Origin of the sequence: Planktotalea sp. (assembly GCF_050633725.1) — a bacterium.
Classification (GTDB): domain Bacteria; phylum Pseudomonadota; class Alphaproteobacteria; order Rhodobacterales; family Rhodobacteraceae; genus Planktotalea.
The window spans coordinates 127,539-142,198 of the sequence record NZ_JBOEHB010000001.1 but is presented as its reverse complement, the minus strand read 5'-3'; the positions used below and the strand labels follow the sequence as shown (position 1 = coordinate 142,198).

Annotated in this window: 14 protein-coding genes and 1 tRNA gene; 12 read left to right on the top strand and 3 right to left on the bottom strand. The window is 55.0% G+C overall.

Features of this window, described 5'->3' with window-relative positions; all coding sequences use genetic code 11:
* Positions 1-336: 336 nt before the first annotated feature.
* The 5 genes from ACRBCU_RS00725 (at position 337) to ACRBCU_RS00705 (ending at position 4,162) form a co-directional block, all read left to right on the top strand.
* Positions 337-1,509 (top strand): hypothetical protein, encoded by a 1,173-nt coding sequence (locus ACRBCU_RS00725; RefSeq protein WP_431363441.1) that lies wholly within the window; start codon positions 337-339, stop codon positions 1,507-1,509.
* Positions 1,510-2,328, top strand: a complete 819-nt coding sequence (locus ACRBCU_RS00720) for a hypothetical protein (RefSeq protein WP_431363440.1) — start codon at positions 1,510-1,512, stop codon at positions 2,326-2,328.
* 81 nt (positions 2,329-2,409) lie between these two features.
* Positions 2,410-2,625, top strand: a complete 216-nt coding sequence (locus ACRBCU_RS00715; protein ID WP_431363439.1) for a helix-turn-helix domain-containing protein — start codon at positions 2,410-2,412, stop codon at positions 2,623-2,625.
* A gap of 9 nt (positions 2,626-2,634) precedes the next feature.
* Positions 2,635-3,060: a helix-turn-helix domain-containing protein gene (locus tag ACRBCU_RS00710; RefSeq protein WP_431363438.1), complete on the top strand. Its 426-nt coding sequence runs from the start codon at positions 2,635-2,637 to the stop codon at positions 3,058-3,060.
* 82 nt (positions 3,061-3,142) lie between these two features.
* Entirely contained in the window at positions 3,143-4,162 is a 1,020-nt protein-coding gene (locus ACRBCU_RS00705) for a tyrosine-type recombinase/integrase (RefSeq protein WP_431363437.1), read from the top strand.
* Positions 4,163-4,297: 135 nt separating this feature from the next.
* Here ACRBCU_RS00705 and ACRBCU_RS00700 read toward each other — a convergent pair.
* A tRNA-Ser gene (locus ACRBCU_RS00700) sits at positions 4,298-4,387 on the bottom strand.
* Positions 4,388-4,614: 227 nt separating this feature from the next.
* On the opposite strand from ACRBCU_RS00700, the gene ACRBCU_RS00695 reads away from it, so the two are divergent.
* Genes ACRBCU_RS00695 through ACRBCU_RS00665 form a run of 7 tightly spaced genes read left to right on the top strand, consistent with a single transcriptional unit; the run spans position 4,615 to position 11,017 of the window.
* On the top strand, positions 4,615-5,466 hold the full coding sequence (locus tag ACRBCU_RS00695) for an SPOR domain-containing protein (protein ID WP_431363436.1): 852 nt from the start codon (positions 4,615-4,617) through the stop codon (positions 5,464-5,466).
* A gap of 27 nt (positions 5,467-5,493) precedes the next feature.
* Positions 5,494-6,672: a D-alanyl-D-alanine carboxypeptidase family protein gene (locus tag ACRBCU_RS00690; RefSeq protein WP_431363435.1), complete on the top strand. Its 1,179-nt coding sequence runs from the start codon at positions 5,494-5,496 to the stop codon at positions 6,670-6,672.
* A gap of 3 nt (positions 6,673-6,675) precedes the next feature.
* Positions 6,676-7,305 (top strand): dTMP kinase, encoded by a 630-nt coding sequence (tmk, locus tag ACRBCU_RS00685; protein ID WP_431363434.1) that lies wholly within the window; start codon positions 6,676-6,678, stop codon positions 7,303-7,305.
* A complete protein-coding gene (locus tag ACRBCU_RS00680; RefSeq protein ID WP_431363433.1) occupies positions 7,302-8,447 on the top strand; it encodes a DNA polymerase III subunit delta' in 1,146 nt (381 codons plus the stop codon). The genes tmk and ACRBCU_RS00680 overlap by 4 nt, the downstream gene beginning before the upstream one ends.
* 21 nt (positions 8,448-8,468) lie before the next feature.
* Entirely contained in the window at positions 8,469-9,275 is an 807-nt protein-coding gene (locus ACRBCU_RS00675) for a TatD family hydrolase (protein ID WP_431363432.1), read from the top strand.
* On the top strand, positions 9,275-10,072 hold the full coding sequence (locus ACRBCU_RS00670) for an MBL fold metallo-hydrolase (protein ID WP_431363431.1): 798 nt from the start codon (positions 9,275-9,277) through the stop codon (positions 10,070-10,072). The genes ACRBCU_RS00675 and ACRBCU_RS00670 overlap by 1 nt, the downstream gene beginning before the upstream one ends.
* A 6-nt stretch (positions 10,073-10,078) precedes the next feature.
* Positions 10,079-11,017 carry an AEC family transporter gene (locus tag ACRBCU_RS00665; RefSeq protein ID WP_431363430.1) on the top strand — a complete coding sequence of 313 codons (939 nt, stop codon included), beginning with the start codon at positions 10,079-10,081 and terminating at the stop codon, positions 11,015-11,017.
* Between the two features lie 23 nt (positions 11,018-11,040).
* Here the strand turns inward: ACRBCU_RS00665 and ACRBCU_RS00660 are convergent, their stop codons facing one another.
* Together ACRBCU_RS00660 and ACRBCU_RS00655 are read right to left on the bottom strand one after the other, a co-directional pair.
* On the bottom strand, positions 11,041-11,958 hold the full coding sequence (locus tag ACRBCU_RS00660; RefSeq protein ID WP_431363429.1) for a dihydrodipicolinate synthase family protein: 918 nt from the start codon (positions 11,956-11,958) through the stop codon (positions 11,041-11,043).
* 106 nt (positions 11,959-12,064) lie between these two features.
* Positions 12,065-14,533 carry a PA14 domain-containing protein gene (locus tag ACRBCU_RS00655; RefSeq protein ID WP_431363428.1) on the bottom strand — a complete coding sequence of 823 codons (2,469 nt, stop codon included), beginning with the start codon at positions 14,531-14,533 and terminating at the stop codon, positions 12,065-12,067.
* Between the last annotated feature and the right edge of the window lie 127 nt (positions 14,534-14,660).

Here is a 14,660-nt window from a genome sequence, read left to right as displayed (position 1 = left end):
AATGCAGCGATTAGGAACTCTGGATTATCCGAGACTGCGCCGAAATCGCGTGTTTGAATTCTAAAATCACCAAAGCCGAAGTTGACGCAATCATTTATTGATTTGTTTGATTTGAAACCCGGCGAATTCGCTCTACCTAAAGCCTAGAACTAATAGTTGAGGAAAGGAGGAAGCCAGTTTTGAACACACTAACTTTTGCCGTAGGCCCATAAAAAAAATTCAACCTTAACTTGCAACGTGCACGAGCGAACACCACATGTCTGCCACCCCACCCAAAAGGCACAACATATGGCGTCGTATAACGGCTTTCTCAGAAAATCCCCATCGCATCGGTTGATGACATTCTTTCAATCTAAAGGCCTCCAAGCGCCCGACGGTTTTGATTGGGCAAGCGAAGGTCGCGGTACTGCGCTGGTGGCTTCAATCGAAAGCCTTTTGTCAGACCTTACAGATCGCCAGCAAGACGCTTTGAAAGCCGAACTTGACCACCTCGCCAGCTTGGCAAACAGCAACGGGTTATTGAGCGCCGAACAAATATGCGCTGGGCAGAGTATTGATCTGGAAGGCTTGGAAGGCGTTGAAGACGTGCTGCTCTTGCTTGCGATCCAGTACCCACACCTGCTTGATCGCGTCTCTGCGCAAGCGTCCCTGATGCAGCGCACAGGCGGCAAACAGTGGTCAGCCTTCCAATTTGAAGACGACGGCAAGCCGTGGGCCATATCCAGCACAGCGGCGCGCGAAGGGTTTCTGAACGAGGCAATTGCAATCCTTGAGCTGCCCACCCATCGCAAACGCGAAGCTGACTGGTTCAAGGTCATTCGTTTGCACCCGATCACAGGCGAAGAGATCGAAATTCTGCAAGCGACGATCTATGTCGAGGAACGCGCCGAAAGCGAACTCGCCTTTGGCCCCTCTGATACGCTTGAACGCCAAATCGTGCCGAAGGTTCTGGAAGTCGGTTTAGCTTGCAATGCGCAAGACCGCGTTATCGAAATCTGTGCTAAAGGCGGCAAAGAAGTACGCGACCAATACGCGAAAGCCTTTGCCAAGCACTTCGCTCCTGAAAGCGAGACGCCTGTTGAAACGCCGCGCCGTGACGTCCTGCTAGACAAACTGCGCAGCGCACCAAAATTCGACATTGAACCAGCGGACGGGATTGAACGCATCGAAGTTTCTGCACTCGACTTCTTTGCGACGGGTGGCGGCTTTTCACGCTTTGAACGACGCGGCGACGGCGAAACACTGTATCAATTCTTAGAACGCCGCTTTGGCACAGCGTCCCCATTAAAAGCGAGCGGTTGGCAAATTGTAAGTGCTACGATCCGTATTGTTATCGCGGCGCGCGACAGCAAACGACGCAAAACGCTAACCGTGACTTTGAGAACGCCCAACACAACAACCCTGCCCAACAAGACAGAAACAGACCGTCAATTTGTTTTCGACTTGCTGGAACGCTGGCAGCTTATTGCGCCACCTCCCAAGGATGAATTCGTTCTAGAGGACGTATAATTGGGCGCTATCGAAACGCTTTCAGGCATCATCGCCCAGCGCGGCAAGGCGTCAATTGGGTTCTTTCAAGGTCAGTCAGGCTTTGAACAACTCGCCGAAACAGGATTGGTCCGCGAACGTGGGATTGTGCAATCCATCATTTGCGATACTTGCGATGATCCTCACGACGCCGAAGTCGTCTATGCCGATGGGGCATATGGTTTTTTTTGTAGCGAAGCCGGGTTTGTTCCATTGGACACACGCGACATTCGATCTGTTGAACCGGTAATCGACAGGCTCGTGACACAACTGGCAATCGCCTTTAAGACCAAGCGCCGCAAATCGACACCCGTTTATGGCAACACATGGCGTGTAGGTTCAATCGACACACCCGCTGGTGACTTGGTGCTTTTCTTCCACCCGTCGATGCAAGACGAAACGGACGTGGCAGAAGTCAAAGCTGCCCTAGCAAATGAAGTCGGTTCGGCGTTTCGCCTCGTTATCACAGCGAATGGTGCGCTCACTGCTTCACGGGCTAAAGCGGTTAGACTCTGTGACATTGTGGAATTTGTTGAAACGACGGCTAGAATCCTGCCATTGGCAGACCCTCGATCTGTCGCAGGAGCGCCCCAAGCTGCGAACAGCGGGCCGCGAAGCCCTTATGCGCAAAAGCTGTCGCCACTGATATTACAAAGAAGCGATTCTGGCGAAGCATTGCGCGGCAGAAATGAAGAAGCCAAGGCGCTATCTGAACTTTACCGCTCCAAATTCCCTGATGAAAAAGCGCCGTCTTTGGTAACTATCAAGAGGTTTGTCACCGTATTCAGAGCTGGATCATAACTGGATCACAACTATCAGCCTGTTTTGATCCACCTTCGATACGCGAACGTCCGCTTGCACTCATACAAAGAGGATTGAGCAATGACGAACGAAACACCCACCGCCAAGCCTACCATGCCACCAATCGCCGTCGCCCCAAATGAGGCCGCGCGTCTTGCTGGTGTAGGTCGCACGACACTTTATGCAGCACTCGCAAAAGGCGATCTGAAAAGCCTCAAGATTGGCACCCGCCGCCTGATCAAAGTTTCTGCTATTCACGAATGGCTGCATCAGAATGAACAGCGGAATGACGGGTAGGCTTAGACAATGCCAAAGCAAGCCAAACTGAGCAGGATCAAATCCTTCAAGTCTTATACAATCAAAGAGGCGGCGGACATTGCTGGCGTCTCAACTGCAACGGTTCACAATTGGTCAAAGAACGGTTTGCGCCTGATGGACGAGGCGCAACCAACCCTTGTTCGCGGCGACGATCTACGCGCCTACATCAAGGGCGAGCGGGACAAACGTAAGGCAGTGACAAACGCAGACACGTTCTACTGTTTCAGTTGCAAGAAGGTACGCCACGCTGCTGCGAACATGGCGGACTGCATCATCACGGGTAATCGTGCCAAGCTCACAGCGCTTTGCAAAGCCTGCGAAACAGTTGTCTCAAAGCCCGTGACAGTGACAGCGGTCCCCGCTCTTTCGCGAGTGTTCGATCTCACAATCACGCGGCATGAAGCAACATTATAGCGGTGCACAGAAGCCCCCTTGTTTTATCCCACGAACGCTCAACGAACCAATGACCCAAACTCCCAAGAGAAAAGAGACGACCATGCCTAAACAACCGAACGAAAAAAACGAACGCATCAAGCGGCGCTTTCTAGAATACCGCAAATATGCGCGCCAACTGTCAGACAAGACGCTGGACAGGGAATTGACCTCCCTTGAGCGGTTTGACGTTTGGAACCAGCGCAAAGACTTCGCACAGTTTCATATAGAGCAAGCAATGGGGTTTCGTGAACACTTGGAACAGGTAAAAGGAGCCTCGAATAGGCCATTAGCCAAATCCACCATGCGCGCCATTATGGCGACCCTACGCGAGTTCATTCTATGGCTTTCTCAGCAAGAGGGCTTTCGCAGCAAAATCAGACCGGCTCATGCTGAGTATTTCAACTTGTCCCGTCGAGATGAAGCAGAGGCACGCGCAGCGCCACCTCGCCCAGCACCAAGCGTGAAGCAAGCCAAGCGCACATTGTCACTTATGCCAGCAAAGACGCCAATTGATTTTCGGAACAAAGCTATCTTCGCTCTGCTATGCCTTACCGGCATTCGAGTTGCTGCTCTTGTGTCATTGCGCATCAAACACGTTGATCTGAAAGAAAAATCAGTGACACAGAACCCGCGCGAAGTCGCCACAAAATTCGGCAAGAGTATCGACACTTTCTTTGCCCAAGGTTTTGAGGACGCCGAAGCGCTATTGGCACAATGGCTCAAGCACTTGGATGAAGTTGAACTTTATGGCCCAGACGATCCATTGTTTCCATCCACAGCTTTGATTGCCAAATCGAACACCGGCTTCAAGCGCGATGGGTTTGATCGTCGGCACTGGAAAACGACAGAACCCGTTCGCAAGATCGTCAGTCATGCGTTTGATGCAGCTGGACAGCCAAACTATGGCCCACATTCATTCCGGCACATGTTGGCACGCCATGCCGTCGATACATCGCAATCTGTCGCGGAAATTGTTGCTACGTCGCAAAACCTTGGTCATTCGGGTGTTTTGGTGACGCTCACCAACTACGGCCAAATCAGCCGAGAAAGGCAGCGCCAACTGGTCACAGGGGAGAAGTAAAAACTCTTGAGCAGCATATCTGAAACGCAGATTTAGATAACGATCAACCAAAGTTCAAACGTGGGAACAAGTGTGGGAACGAAATTGATATTTAGGGGTATTTGCGTTTAGATTCAAGCACATAGATGGGTCTTGTGGCGGAGGCTCAGGGATTCGAACCCTGGGAGGACTTTCACCCTCGTCGGTTTTCAAGACCGGTGCATTCGACCACTCTGCCAAGCCTCCGACGCGCACTCCTTACGCGGGGAATGGGGGATCATCAAGAGCACAAACGCACAATTTTTTAGGTTAAGCGATGACAGTTGCCCTAAAATCCGCCCAACGCGCCTGCCGAGACTTTTCATATCAATGAAACTTGGCTACATTGCGCGCAACGCAGGTGAGACAGCCAGCGCATGTATGGACCGAAAAATCGGCTAATGCGCGCAGGGCTTTGGGGCAAAGGGCACAAAATGAATACCAACAACACGCGCCGTATCTGGATCGCACTCGCGATGACATCGACACTCGCACTGAGCGCTTGTCAGGATGGGCAGGGTCCAGCTTTCTTGCAACCCAAAGATAAAGCTGAGGAAAGCACTACAGGTGATCCTACCCGTTCGGTCAAATTGGTTGAACGCGATGTGGAAGCGCCGAACATCTTTCAGGTTACCGAAAGCGGACTTTGGGACGGGCGCCCCTCACTCGGGGGGGTATGGGTCGCGCATCCTGATGTGAAGGATCCCGAGCGCGTGATTATACGCAATGACAAAAACGGTAAATTCGTAATCGGCGCATTGTTCCGCCGCGAGCGTGAAAACCCCGGACCGCGCTTGCAAGTCTCTTCGGATGCGGCGGCAACGCTTGGCATGTTGGCTGGCCAACCTGCGAAACTGAATGTGACCGCGCTACGCCGCGAAGAAGTTGCAGAGGGTGGACCCTCGCCAGAAGCAGCGCCGCAAGTAGACGCCCCAAGCGCAATTAGCGAAACAGCGCTCGCACCAGCCGCTGACACGGCAAAGAGCGACGCGCAGCCCACCGCCGCCGCCCCCGCTGCGCCCAAACCGCAATCCAAGCCTGCAAGCAGCACCCTGAGCAAACCCTTTATTCAGCTTGGCATCTTCAGCGTCGAGCAAAATGCCAACAACACGGCCCAAGCGATGCGCGTTGCTGGCATGGTGCCAACGGTGAAGAAGGGCAACAGCTCGGGCAAGCCATTTTGGCGGGTATTGGTTGGCCCTGCGCAAACAAGCGCCGAACGCAGTGCGCTTTTGAAAAAGATTAAGGCATCCGGCTTTGCTGATGCTTATGCTGTCAGCAACTAAACCACTTGCGATAAGGACCGCCCTTTCATGCGCCATCTCATCAAGACTTTGATCGCCATGGCTTTGCCGCTTGTTCTGGCTTTGCCTGCAGCTGCATTTGATACCCGCGCGACCTCTGCGTTTGTCATTGATCAGACGACGGGCACGGTTTTGCTGAACAAGAACGCCGACGAAATGTTGCCACCTGCGTCGATGTCCAAGCTTATGACGCTCTACATTGCCTTTGAGGCTTTGCGCGATGGCCGCCTTTCGCTTGATGAAAAGCTGCCAGTCTCAAAACATGCGATGTCCTATGGCGGATCGACAATGTTCCTGGACACAACAGACCGCGTCAGTGTTGAAAACCTTATTCGCGGCATCATTGTGTTGTCAGGCAACGATGCCTGCGCCGTTATTGCCGAAGCGCTGAGTCCGAATGGAACCGAAGCTGGTTTTGCGCGGTATATGACGCAGCGCGCACAACAGTTGGGGATGACCAACTCAACCTTCACCAATTCAAATGGGTGGCCACAAGCTGGGCACCGCATGTCGATGCGTGATCTGGCATTGCTCGCGAACCGATTGATTTCAGACTTCCCAAGCTTTTATCCGCTGTTTTCCGAGCGTGAATTCAAATTCGATGGGCGCGCGCCCCAAAACACCCGGAACCGAAACCCGCTACTGGCGCTAGGCATTGGCGCTGATGGCCTAAAAACCGGACACACGAGTGAAGCGGGCTACGGATTGGTTGGATCGGCCAAACAACGTGGCCGCCGCGTAATTTTTGTCATTTCGGGACTTCGAAGCGCACAAGCGCGCGCCGAAGAAGCGGAATCCATTGTGAATTGGGCCTTTCGCCAGTTCGCAGTAAAACCCGTCGCAAAAGCAGGCACCGCAGTTGCCAGCGCAGAAGTTTGGATGGGCCGCGATCAAACCGTGCCATTGGTCCCCCTCGAAGATGTATCCATGCTGATGCCTGTCACCTCGCAAGAAATGGTCGAAGCCGAAGTGATTTACAACGGGCCGATCACAGCGCCAATCGCGAAGGATCAGAAGATTGCAGAGCTGGTGATCACGCCGCCCGGTTTGCCTGAAACGCGGATCCCACTCGTTGCGGGGAATGACGTGCCAAGCGGAGGCTTCGTTGCGCGTATCGGCACTGTCGCACAAATCCTTGCCTCACAAATCAATCAAGCCCCTGCTGCCCCTGCTGATCAAGGCTCATAAACGATGGACACGCCGAACGGGCGATTTATCAGCTTTGAAGGCATTGATGGATCGGGAAAATCTACCCAAGCGAAACGTCTAGCCGCGTCTTTGAAAGATGCGGGATATGACGTCGTACTAACCCGTGAACCCGGTGGCTCGGCTGGCGCAGAGGAAATTCGTGCGCTGGTGCTGCAAGGCGATCCAGACCGTTGGTCAGCAGAAACCGAAATCCTGCTTTTTACAGCGGCGCGCCGCGATCATATGGAGCGCACAATTCTACCCGCTCTGGCCGAGGGCAAGGTCGTGATCTGTGATCGCTTTGCCGACAGCACACGTATGTATCAGGGACTGTCGCGCGGCGATCTGCGCGCCCTTGTAGATCAGCTGCACGAATTGATGATTGGCCGCGAACCTGATTTGACACTCTTGTTCGATATGGACCCCGATGTCTCACACAGTCGCGCGGTTGAACGCGACAGCATTGATAGCCGTTTTGAAAGCTTCGGCGCTGGCCTGCAAAAAGCGATGCGCGCCGGGTTTCTGGAACTGGCCAAAGCTGCCCCAGAGCGGTTTCGCATCATTGATGCCGCAAGAGACATCGACGCCATTGCCGCCGATACGTTTGCCGTGATCAAGGCACACTTGGGATGAGCGACGAAAACCTACCCGCTCCAGACCGCGTCTCTGGCGCTCTGCATCCGCGTGACACGGCGCGCTTAATTGGGCAAAGCGATGCGGAACAAGGCTTTCTTGACGCATACAATACAGGGCGCTTGCACCACGGCTGGCTAATGATTGGCCCGCGCGGCACGGGCAAAGCTACCCTCGCCTATCGCATCGCGCGTTTCCTGCTGAGCCAACCCAGCGATGATGGCGGCATGTTCGGCGCGCCTGAAGCCCCATCAACACTAGACACAGACCCCCAGCATCCCGCCGCGCGCCGCATGGCCGCTGGCGCAGAACCGGGTCTCTTTGTGCTCAAACGTGGCGGCGCGGGAACCACCGAGAGCGATCAGCAAAAGAACTTTGAGGCGGGTAAATTCGCCAAAGAAATCCGCGTCTCCGAAGTGCGCAAGCTGAAGAACTTCTTCGCCATGTCTTCTGCGGATGGCGGACGGCGCGTGGTGATCGTGGATGCGGCGGATGAAATGAACGTCAACGCCGCCAACGCGATCCTGAAGCTACTGGAAGAACCACCAGAGCGCGCCACGCTCTTGCTCATCTCGCACCAACCCTCACGCCTGTTGCCGACGATCCGCTCGCGTTGCCGCGAGCTGCGCCTATCGCCCCTGAACGAGGCCGATATGGCAGAAGCGCTGCATCAAGCCCTGCCTGACACCGAGCTTGATCAAGGCGCTTTGGCTGCGCTCACGTCAGGCTCTGTCGGCGAAGCGATCCGCATGACCAATCTCTCTGGCCCCGCGATCTATAGCGAACTCGTTGGCCTTTTCGGCACGCTGCCACGCTTGGATCGCTCCCGCGCGATGCGCCTTGCGGATGCGGCCGCCCAGCGCGGGGCGGAGGACAAACTCGACATGCTCGTTGACCTCATCGCGCTCATCCTTGCGAGGCTTGCGCGCGCAGGCACGCTCGGGGTGACGCCAACGCCCGAAGCATGCCAAGGCGAGGCCGAGATGATTGCGCGCCTCTCCCCCAACCCGCACCAAGCCCGTCGCTGGGCCGAGGTCGCCCAAGAAGTCGACGCCAAATTGCGCCACGGGCGAGCGGTCAACCTTGACCCTGCCGCGCTCATCCTAGATACCCTGAGACATATTTCGCAGGCGGCGTCCTGAGCCGCGCGGCAAGGACACAAGATGACGACACCACCCCTAATCACCGATAGCCATTGCCATCTTGATTTTCCCGATTTTGACGGGGAACTACCTGACATTCTGACACGCGCCCGCGAGGCTGGTGTGCACCGCATGGTTACGATTTGCACGCGCCTGCGTAATGAACCCACCGTGCGCGCATTGGCCGAAGCGCACGCCCAAGTCTTCTACGCCGCTGGCACTCACCCGATGAGCGCCGCCGAGGAACCTCTTGCCACGCTGGATGAGTTACTTGCCCTGACCGCCCATCCCAAGATGGTCGGCATCGGCGAAAGCGGTCTTGATTACCACTACACCGCCGAAAGCGCTGATATTCAAAAGCAATCTTTGCGCGTGCATATCGAAGCGGCGCAGCGCACTGGCCTGCCGCTTATTATTCACGCGCGCGCCGCAGATGAGGACATGGCCGATATCCTAAGCGCCGAGCACAAGAATGCGCCCTATTCTTGCGTGATGCATTGCTATTGCTCTGGTCCGGAGCTGGCAAAGTCCTGCCTTGATCTCGGGTTTTACCTGTCTATGTCAGGCATCGCGACTTTCCCGAAATCCCAAGAAGTCCGCGATATCTTCGCGTCGGCCCCCGTTGATCGGGTTTTGGTGGAAACAGACAGCCCCTACCTTGCGCCTGTGCCACGACGCGGCAAGCGCAATGAGCCAGCCTATACCGCGTTTACCGCAGGTGTTGGCGCGCAGGTGTTTGATATGAGCGCCGAAGAATTTGCCGCGCAAACCGAGCAGAACTTTGAACGCCTCTTTACAAAAGTCGCCGCCTATAAGGTCGCGGCGTAATGGCAGAGCTTCGTTTCACCATACTTGGCTGTGGCTCATCTGGTGGTGTACCGCGCCTTGGTGGGCATTGGGGCGATTGCGATCCCGAAAACCCTAAGAACGCGCGCCGTCGTTGCTCCATGTTGGTGGAAAAAATCGGCGCTGAGGGCACCACCCGCGTTTTGATCGACACCTCGCCTGATCTGCGCTCGCAACTGCTCAGCGCTGGCATCGGCAAGCTGGATGCAGTCGCCTATACGCATTCTCATGCGGATCATGTGCATGGCATCGACGATCTGCGCATGATCGTTTTCAACATGCGCGCGCGCCTGCCAGTTTGGGCCGATGGGGCCACGCAAAACGATCTACTCTCGCGGTTTGGCTATGCATTTGTGCAGCCTCATGGCTCGCCCTACCCGCCCATCTTGGACCTCTTCACCATCGACGGTGACTTTACCGTAGAAGGCGCTGGCGGGCCCATCGACATGCGCCCCTTTGAAATCGAACATGGCTCCATTGATGCCCTTGGCTTTCGCATTGGACCCCTTGCTTATTTGCCCGATGTCTCCGCCATGAGCGACGAAGGCTGGGCTGCGATCAAAGGCGCCGACTGCTGGGTGCTCGATGCGCTGCGCCGCGCCCCGCACCCGAGCCATTCGCACCTTGAAAACTCACTCAACTGGATTGCCCGATCTGGTGTGCCGCGCGCTGTGCTGACCAATATGCACATTGATCTGGACTATGAGACCGTCGCGCAAGAAACACCCGAACACATCGCCCCCGCCTATGACGGGATGCAGATCAGTTACGAGGTCTGACACAACATGCAGGCGCTGATCGACGTCATTCTGCCTGTTTTTCTGGTTGTGGGGTTTGGCTATCTGGTCGTTTGGGGAAAGTTTCTAACAGACAGTGCAATCGACGGAATTATGAAGTTCGCACAGCAGGTTGCAGTGCCATGCCTGCTGTTCAACGCCCTTGCGCATCTCGATCTTAGCTCTGGGTTTGATCCCAAACTCCTGCTTAGCTTCTATTCTGGCGCGGCAACCTGTTTCTTTATTGGTATGTTTGCGGCCCGTTATGTCTTTGGCCGCTCATGGGAAGATAGCGTCGCAATCGGGTTTTGCGCCCTCTTTTCCAACTCCGTTCTGACCGGCCTCGCGATCACCGAACGCGCCTATGGCAGCGGAGATGCGCTGGCTGGCAACTACGCGATCATCGCGATCCACTCGCCGTTTTGCTATGGGCTTGGCATCACTGCGATGGAACTGGTGCGCGCGCGCGAAGCGGGAACCAGCATGGCACGCCTCCCTGCGACAGTGCTAAAGGCGATGTTTAGCAATGTGTTGATCATCGCTTTGGCCCTTGGGTTTTTGGTGAATATTTCAGGACTGTCGGTTCCTGCTACGCTACAAGGCGCGATCGACATGATGGTACGCGCCGCGCTACCAACTGCGCTGTTTGCACTTGGCGGTATTCTTTATCGCTATCGCCCCGAAGGCGATTTGCGCGTGATCCTCTTTGTCTGCGCGCTGTCGTTGCTACTGCATCCCGCGATCACCTATTCAATTGGCAATTTTGCAGGTCTGCCAGAAGCGGGCATGCGATCTGCGGTGATGACTTCGGCCATGGCCCCAGGCGTGAACGTCTATATCTTTGCGAGCATGTATCAACGCGCGCTAAGGGTTGCCGCTTCGTCCGTGCTCATTGCGACGGGGCTTTCCATCATCACTGCGTGGTTCTGGCTGACAATTCTTCCTTAACGACAGCCCAGAACTCGTCGCCCTTACGAAAGCGCTGCAAGCTTTACGTCCAATCGATTGATGAGCCGCGTCAGTTCCGCTTTGTCCACCTCGGTCAAGCTCGGTCCGGGCGCGCGCACTTTTGCGCTTGCCAATACGCCGCGGCGATGCAGGACTTCTTTGCGAATGGCGAGGCCAAGCCCCAATTGCTGCTCGTAGCGCACCATTGGAAGATAGGCGTCAAAGATATCCTCTGCCCCATCGACATCCCCCGCCAAGTGTCGCGATACCACTTGCACCATCATTTCAGGATAGGCAAAGCCCGTCATCGCCCCATCCGCGCCGCGCTGCATTTCCTGCGGCAAGAACAATGCCGAGTTGCCCGTCAGGATCGACAGCCCCGTGCCGCTCATGGCCTCGCGAATGCGCGACAGTTTGCTCAGGCCCGGCCAATCTTCATGCTTGAGCATAACTATTTGCTCATGCGCCCTGAAAATATCGAGCAAGGTTTCGACAGAGAACGTAACGCCCGTGGTCTGTGGGTAATCCTGCAAACAGATCGGCACATCAGGGCCGAGCGCGGCGCAAACCTGTGCGAAGTAGCCCTTTTGTTTGGCATCGGTGTTCAAGCTCGGCATCGGCGCGATCATGACGCCCGCAGCGCCGGCATTCATCACCTCGTTGGTCAACCGCGTCATGTTATCAAGGCCGGGACCAGACACACCAACGATGACAGGAACGCGCCCATCAATGCGCTTTAACACATGGCGCGCAAACACGAGGGATTCATCAGAGGTTAGCTTTGGCGCTTCCCCCATGATGCCAAGGATAGTGATGCCCGTAACACCGGCATCCAAATAGAAGTCGACCATACGATCCGTGCTTGCAAGGTCGAGCGCACCGTCTTCCGCAAATGGTGTCGCGGCAATAACAAAAACGCCGTTGCTTTTTCGATGGATCATGCGGCCTCTCCCATGTGTGTTTGTCAAAACACGATGTGGGAGAGGCGCAGCAAGTTCAAGGGGCATCGCACATTGGGGCAAACCCAAGGGCAAAGGTCAAATAGACTTAGAAGCCTTGCAGATCTTGTTCCAATTTGTCCGCTTCTTCGATTGCAATCGCAGCCGCTTCTTCATCAGAGCGGGCCGCGACGTCGTCACTAAAGAGCGCGTCAATTAGATCACCGCCAGGCGTGTCGCCAATTGGCAAAGGCTCTCCGTCGGTATCTGGGCCAGACCACGTAACGTTCAAAGATTGCGCACCGTCTTCGTCCAGATAGCGCACGTCAACGTTATGTTGCCCGCTAATCAAGAAGATCGAGTTGCTCTGCTCAGTGCCTTCATCATCTGCATCCGTGTACACGACAGGCAGACCGCTGATGAAGACCGAAGCCTGATCATCGCTGGACAGGCCGATGTCATAAAGGCCAGCAGTTTCGACCGAAATTTGCGCTGTAAATTGAACCGCGCCGTTTTCAGGGCCACCTTCAAGCAAGGCACCGTCTTCAGAGGCCAAAGTAACCCCGTTCGTTACGGTTTCTACGCAATCTTCTTCGTCGAAGTTGACCGCATACAGATTCTGCTCATCGGTCTCGCACGCGCGGGCCGCAAACTCGGTTTTTGCATCCGCTGTTTCAGGCTCTTCATTGGCGTCCTCGGAGTCCTCCTGCGGGCCTCTCGGTCCACGTGGTCCTTCGGGTCGTCCCTCGTCAACGATTGGCTCTGGCTCTTCTGGTGTTTCGTCTTCAACGATTGGCTCAGGAGTTTCAGGGGCCTCAGGTACATAAATATGATCAGGAACAGCCCCCGCGAGAGGTTCATAACCCTCGTTTGTTGACGGACCTTTCCAATCCAAATTCAAAGACTGTTCACCTTCGACTTCAAGATATTGCACCTGAACATCATACTCACCTGCGTCGAGATCAAGCCAAACCGTCGCCAATTCACCTGGTTCAAAGCCTGACGTCTCAAGCACCTGCTCACCATCGACGAAAATCCGTGCATCATCATCGGCGATCAAGAACAATTCGTGTGCACCAGCGGTGGTGACGTCCAAGACTGTGGAATACTGCACCGCGAAGTGATCCGCGCCCGCCTCTGGCGAAAAGGATTTGGCAACATCCAAAAATTGCAGCGACTCTACGGTATCGCTCGCGACAGGCTCCGCGTTGAAATCAACATCCTGCAAGGTCGCAACTTCTGACGACAAAGCAAAATACGAAGCAGCAAATCCAGCTTCACCAGACGCAGCAGGCACTTCAGGCTCTGGTGTTGGCTCCGGCTCTGGTGTTGGCTCGGGTTCGGGCTCCGGCTCTGGCGTGGGCTCAGGTTCGGGCTCCGGCTCTGGCGTGGGCTCAGGTTCGGGCTCCGGCTCTGGCGTGGGCTCGGGTTCGGGTTCCGGCGTTGGTTCTGGCTCAACAGCAACAACTTGGACATCAACACGGCCCTCAACAACACCGCCTTCGCCGTCACTCACGGTATAGCTAAAGCTGTCTTGACCGACATAACCCGCATCAGGCGCGTAAACCGCTTGATCATTTATGATCTGCACCGTTCCAAAGGCGGCAGTGCCAACACTAAGAATGCTAAGCGGATCACCATCCGCGTCAGTATCATTCGACAACAGATCAATCGTGATCACTTCGTCCTGAGAGACTTCAGCAAAATCGTCTTCGACCTCTGGTGCCGTATTCGGCTCGACAACAGGCTCTTCACTTCCTTCACCGTTCGCATCCAACAGCTCTGAAATACGCGTGTTGAGCGCGTCGAAGTTCTCGGCAACGAGCGGGTGGATTGTATCGGGCACGTCAAAGCCAGCGGGCGGCGCTTCGCCAAATGTCGCTGAATAAGTAATCATGCTCGCAAGGAAATACACGGTCTCTGTCCCGTGCGGTGCGCTGTCTACATACAGATCGTCCTGCGTAAGCCCCTGCAAAGGTCCGTCCAGAAAAAGCTCTGCCATGACAGAAGCGACTGGAATAAGCTGAACGTCCGCGCCGGGGACTGCATCATTTACTTGCTGCGTGTATTCAACAAACCAATCATGATACGCGCCAGCATTATACTCATGGTACTCGGTCAATTGGCTGGATGAAACGGGGAAGCCAAAGTTGCCGCCCAGATCAGCCCAACCTTCATAGACATAGATTTGAGCACCGGGTTGATCCGCAACCGTATCGCGCACGATATCAATCGTCGCCTCAACAGGAGAGCGCGTATCGCTGACATAGTCATCATCAGGAGCCAGATCCTGAATGAAGTTGCCGGGGGTAATCAAAACAGAGTTAAACCCTGCCTCGCTAAAGCTTTGCGTATCGGAGTTCCAAACAGGGTCGACGCCCTGAAAGCCCCACTCATCGCCGGGCGTTTCACGATCGGCATACTGGCGCAGAAAGCCGTAGCCACCATTGGCGGAATAGTCGTTGTCAGCAGCTTCCGCGAACTGACCTAGCCAATAAGGAACGTTGCTTTCGAACGACCCACCGGCAAAATTAACAAGACTGTTGCCATAAATATACTGGCTTACTTCAACTGGCATGCAACGTTTCCCCAAACCCAGAACGAGAGGTGAGGATACAGTCGCCACTCGCTACAAAATGCACTTATTTGTCTTGATAAACAAAATTTTGCTAAAGTTGTTCAAGGGGAAAAAGGGGTTAACGTAG